This is a genomic window from Kitasatospora sp. NPDC004240, assembly GCF_053603215.1.
This window is the reverse complement of record NZ_JBSGFD010000432.1, coordinates 1-1,940: the sequence shown is the minus strand read 5'-3', so window position 1 is coordinate 1,940 and position 1,940 is coordinate 1. Positions and strand designations below refer to the sequence as shown.

The window sequence follows — 1,940 nt, the reverse complement described above, 5'->3', positions numbered from 1 at the left end:
CCACCCGACGCTCTTCCGATCTCGTCGCCCGGGGGCCCCGGCCCGGGGCCGCCCCCTCCGCCCGGAGCAGCCCGGAGCCCCGGCGGTCCCCGACACCCCGGCAGCGCCCCGACACCGATACCGACACCGACCCTCGAAACCGATCCTCGCTACCGATCGACTAGGAGAACGTCCCGTGAGCAACAACCTCAGCTATTCCGAACTGGCCACCCTGATCCAGGCGCGGGCCGGCGTCGTCATCGACCCGATCGACCTGGAGCGGCCCGGGGCGAGCTTCGACGAGTTCGGGGTCGACTCCCTCGGCCTGCTCGGGGTGGTCGGCGAACTGGAGAACCGGCACGGCCTGAAGGTCACCTCGGGCGCGGAGTCCTCCCGCACCCCGGCCGAGTTCCTGGAGCTGGTCAACTCCTCCCTCGCCGCGAAGGCCGGTGCCTGAGATGCCCGGACACACCGACAACGAGATCGTCATCGCCGCGCCGCTCGACCTGGTCTGGGAGATCACCAACGACCTGGAGAACTGGCCGCAGCTGTTCAGCGAGTACGCCTCGGTCGAGGTGCTGGAACGCGACGGCGACAGCGTCCGCTTCCGGCTCACCATGCACCCGGACGAGAACGGCCAGGTGTGGAGCTGGGTCTCCGAGCGCACCACCGACCGCTCCTCGCTCGCGGTGCGGGCCCGGCGGGTCGAACCCGGCCCGTTCGAGTTCATGGAGATCCGCTGGGAGTACTCCGAGGTGCCGGCCGGCACCCGGATGCGCTGGGTGCAGGACTTCGCGATGAAGCCGACCGCGCCGGTCGACGACGACGGCATGGTCAACCACATCAACCGCAACTCGCGCATCCAGATGCAGCTGATCCGCGAGAAGGTCGAGAAGAAGGCCGCGGAGGTGTGAGCCGGATGCACCGCGCACTCATCGTCGCCCGGATGAAGCCGGACGCGGCCGGCGGCATCGCCGACGTCTTCGCCGAGTCCGACCGCGGCGAACTGCCCCACCTGATCGGCGTCACCGGCCGCAGCCTGTTCCAGTTCGGCGACGTCTACCTGCATCTGATCGAGGCCGACCGCCCGCCGGGCCCGGCCGTCGCCCAGGTGGCCGGGCACCCGGAGTTCCGCCGGGTCAGCGACCGGCTCACCGCCTACGTCCAGGCGTACGACCCGGCCACCTGGCGGGAGCCCAAGGACGCCATGGCGCACGAGTTCTACCGCTGGGAGCGCGCCGGTCTCAACTGACCGCCGCGCACCACCGCACCGATGGGACCGCCCCCGGCCGCCGGCCGGGGGCGGTCCCGTGCCGTCGCCGTCCCGGCGCGGACCCCCGGAAGCGGACCCGGCCGGGGCGACATGCCGGAGGGCACCCCGGACGGCTGACGCACCGTCATCCCGGACCACCCGGACGGCTGCGGCAGCCGGGTGAACACGCCCGGGAGTCCACCCGAAGGGCCCACCGCGCGACCCGGCCGTGGCACCCTCCGGTGGCAGGAGCCGCCGCCCTGGTTGACGGTGGATCAGGCGCACCTGTGAGTCCCCTGGCCGATGACGTGTCGGCAGCCGCAGCGAGCGCCGGAAGGAACCCCCATGCGATCCGCACGCACCCTGCTCGCCGGAGCCGCCGTCGCCGCCGTCCTGACGGTCGGCGCCCCCCTCGCGTACGCCGACGGCGGCACCGACTCGGGCAAGAACCTCACCTGGCAGGAGAAGCAGGAGAAGGCCGCCAGCCCCGAGGGCCAGAAGACCTGGGAGGAGAAGCAGGCCAAGGGCGCCCCGGGCGAGGAGGGCAAGGCCAAGGACGCCCCCGCCGAGGAGGGCAAGGCCCCGAAGGGCGGCGTGCACACCGGCGGCGGCGGCCTGGCGCTGTCCGGCGGCGGCCTGGCCTCCGGCGCCGTCCTGCTGCTCGGCGGCCTCGGGGTGGGCGCGTACGCGATGCGCCGCAACCGCAGAG

The 1,940-nt window shown here is 73.1% G+C and carries 4 protein-coding genes; all 4 read left to right on the top strand.

Annotated elements, in window-relative coordinates:
• Nucleotides 1–175 precede the first annotated feature (175 nt).
• The gene (locus ACWEQL_RS42320; RefSeq protein ID WP_452156937.1) at nucleotides 176–436 is read left to right on the top strand and encodes an acyl carrier protein; all 261 of its coding nucleotides are present in this window, start codon (nucleotides 176–178) and stop codon (nucleotides 434–436) included.
• A gap of 1 nt (nucleotide 437) precedes the next feature.
• Entirely contained in the window at nucleotides 438–893 is a 456-nt protein-coding gene (locus ACWEQL_RS42315) for an SRPBCC family protein (protein WP_452156935.1), read from the top strand.
• Between the two features lie 5 nt (nucleotides 894–898).
• Nucleotides 899–1,231: a TcmI family type II polyketide cyclase gene (locus ACWEQL_RS42310; protein WP_452156933.1), complete on the top strand. Its 333-nt coding sequence runs from the start codon at nucleotides 899–901 to the stop codon at nucleotides 1,229–1,231.
• Between the two features lie 345 nt (nucleotides 1,232–1,576).
• On the top strand, nucleotides 1,577–1,940 hold a 364-nt coding region (locus tag ACWEQL_RS42305), incomplete at its 3' end, for a hypothetical protein (RefSeq protein ID WP_452156931.1).